Here is a 2,779-nt window from a genome sequence, read left to right on the forward strand (position 1 = left end):
GGATTTCGACGCCATCTGGCCGCTCAAGATCGCGCGCGTGATCGGCAATGTCGGCCGCATGCTGACCGGCTTCGGCCGGCTGGCGCGACGCATAAGGCGCGAAAAATACGACCTCATTTTCTGCAACGGCACCTCGGCCGGATTCCTCGGCGGGGCGCTGGCGGCGCGCACCAAGACGCCGGCGATCTGGCATGTGCTCTATCCCGAAGTGCCGAAAATCGCCCGCGGGCTGCATCAGCGGCTGGCGCGCAATCCCTATGTCCGCACCATCATCTGCGTCTCGAAGCCGTGCGAAATCCAGTTCGAGCATTGCCGCGACAAGGTCAAGCCGATCCAGACCGCGCTCGACATCAGCGAATTCGACGGCGCCGCGGTGGCGCCGCTGCTGCGTCAGGAACTGAACCTCGCTGCCGACACCGTGATCTTCGGCAACCATGGCCGCATCGTCCGCCGCAAGGGCTATGTCGAACTGGTGCATGCCGCCAAGCTGATGCACGACCGTCTGTCGGCGGAGGAACGCGACCGCTGCAAATTCATCGTGCTCGGCGACACGCCCCAGGATATGACGCCCGACCATCGCGCCGAATGCATCGCGCTGGCCGGTGAACTCGGCATCGGCGATTTCATCCGCTTCATCGGCTTCCGTGCCGATCCCCGCGCCTACGTCGCCGATTTCGATGTTGCCGTGGTGCCCTCGGTCTACGCGGACCCGCTGCCGCGCGCGGTGATGGAAGCCATGGCCATGGGCAAGCCGATCGCCGCCTTCGCCATGGGCGGCATCGCCGAAATGTGCGCCGACGGAACGGAAGGCCGCCTCGCCTGCGGCAAGCCCGCCGATGTCGAAGGCCTGGCAACGGCTTGCCTTGCCTACTTCCGCGACCCGGAGATGCGCCGCACCCACGGAGCTGCCGCCAGGGCACGCATCGAGCGCGATTTCGACGCACGCAAACATGCACTCAAGTTGCAAGAAGAGATGTTCCGCATCGTTGGGCGTTGATTCCTGATTCGACGTGGTGCGCCGTCCGATTCCGCTATAAAAATACGGGTACGAACGGATTCCGGGCCAGACTCGGCCCGAGCTGGGGCACCTGTATGAACAGCGAACAAGACGTGATTGCGATTGTCGCCAAGCAGGCGAAAAAAGATCCTTCCGAACTGACCCGCACCACCAAACTCGCCGATCTCGACCTGCAATCGATCGACGTGGTCGAACTGGTGTTCGCGATCGAAGAAAAATTCGACATCGAAGTGCCCTACGCACCGGGCGACCAGACGACCGCCGGCATCTCGTTCCAATCGGTCGGCGAGATTACCGATGCGGTCGACAAACTGGTTGCCGAGCAGCATCCGGCATGAGCCGGGTCGTCCTCACCGGGCTCGGCATCGTCTCGCCGATCGGCGCCACTGCCGACGAAGTTGGCAGCGCGCTGAAGAGCGGGCGTAGCGCCATCGGGCCGCTCAGCGTGCTTGCTCCCGACGGGCTGGCCGTGAAGATCGCCGCCGAAGTGAAGGGCTTCGATCCCGCCGCCCTGTTCGACGAGAAGAAGCTGCCGCTGCTCGACCGCGCCGCCCAGTTCGCGCTGATCGCCGCCCGCCAGGCGGTGACCGAAAGCGGGCTCGATTTGCGGGCGCTGGGGGCGCGCGCCGCCACCATCATCGGCGCCGGGGTCGGCGGCATGACGACGCTCGACGAGAGTTTCCATCGCATCTATGCCGAAGGCGCCAAGCGGGTGCATCCTTTCACCGTGCCCAAGATGATGATCTCGGCAGCGATGAGCCATATCACCATGGAGCACGGCATCACCGGGCCGTCGTTCACGGTGGCAAGCGCCTGCGCCTCGTCCAATCACGCCGTTGGGGTCGCCTACCAGATGGTCAGAAGCGGCGCCGTTACCGCGGCGGTGACCGGCGGCACCGAGGCGGCGTTGACCTGGGGCACGCTCAAGGCATGGGAAGCGCTCAGGGTAATGTCGCCCGACACCTGCCGGCCATTCTCGAAAAACCGCTCGGGCATGGTGCTGGGCGAAGGCGCCGGGGTGTTCGTGCTGGAAAACCGCGAGCACGCACTGGCGCGCGGCGCCGCGATCCTGGCCGAAATCGCCGGCTTCGGCATGAGTTCGGATGCCGCCGACATCGTGTTGCCGAGCGCCGACGGAGCCGCCGCGGCGATAAGGGCCTGCCTCGACAATGCCGGACTGGCGCCCGAAGCGGTCGACTACATCAACGCCCACGGCACCGGCACGCCCGCCAACGATCCCACCGAGACGCGGGCGATCCGCGCCGTGTTCGGTCCGCACGCGGACAAACTCGCCGTGTCGTCGACCAAATCGCTGCACGGCCATGCGCTCGGCGGCGCCGGCGCACTTGAATTGGCGGCCACCGTGATCGCAATGCGGGCCGGCTTCATGCCGCCGACCGCGAACTTCACCGAACCCGATCCGGCCTGCGATCTCGACTACGTGCCCAACGAGGCGCGCGTGAAGGCGTTCGAAGTGGCGCTGTCGAACTCGTTCGCCTTCGGCGGACATAACGCGGTGCTGGCGGTGCGAAGGGCGTAGAACCAACTCAATAAGAGTCATCCCCGGCCGATTGATCGCCGCGGCGGTCGAGAGGGGAAGGGGACCCAGTATCTTCCGGCAAGACATTAGAGCAACGAACATTCAGACGAGATCACGTCGTTCATCTTTCCACCCCCGCTGTTTCGGCGGCGTGCCACCGTCATGATTTGAGCATCGCGGGGGAGGAAAGAATGATCTCGCTTGAACGTCCGATGCTCTAG

At 65.1% G+C, this 2,779-nt stretch carries 3 protein-coding genes; all 3 read left to right on the forward strand.

Translation table 11 applies throughout. The features are described 5' to 3' along the window. A partial coding sequence (locus AC1P6P_RS11225) for a glycosyltransferase (RefSeq protein ID WP_481402527.1) occupies window positions 1-997 on the forward strand: 997 nt, incomplete at its 5' end. Between the two features lie 95 nt (window positions 998-1,092). Continuing rightward, window positions 1,093-1,356: an acyl carrier protein gene (locus AC1P6P_RS11230; RefSeq protein WP_481402528.1), complete on the forward strand. Its 264-nt coding sequence runs from the start codon at window positions 1,093-1,095 to the stop codon at window positions 1,354-1,356. After that, window positions 1,353-2,558, forward strand: a complete 1,206-nt coding sequence (locus AC1P6P_RS11235) for a beta-ketoacyl-[acyl-carrier-protein] synthase family protein (RefSeq protein ID WP_481402529.1) — start codon at window positions 1,353-1,355, stop codon at window positions 2,556-2,558. The genes AC1P6P_RS11230 and AC1P6P_RS11235 overlap by 4 nt, the downstream gene beginning before the upstream one ends. Window positions 2,559-2,779 lie beyond the last annotated feature (221 nt).

This window comes from Rhizomicrobium sp. (genome assembly GCF_056722145.1).

Bases quoted from the DNA above. Each gene is read 5' to 3' on its own strand.
- AC1P6P_RS11230 (WP_481402528.1), top strand. From the start codon at position 1,093: ATGAACAGCGAACAAGACGTGATTGCGATTGTCGCCAAGCAGGCGAAA.
- AC1P6P_RS11235 (WP_481402529.1), top strand. From the start codon at position 1,353: ATGAGCCGGGTCGTCCTCACCGGGCTCGGCATCGTCTCGCCGATCGGC.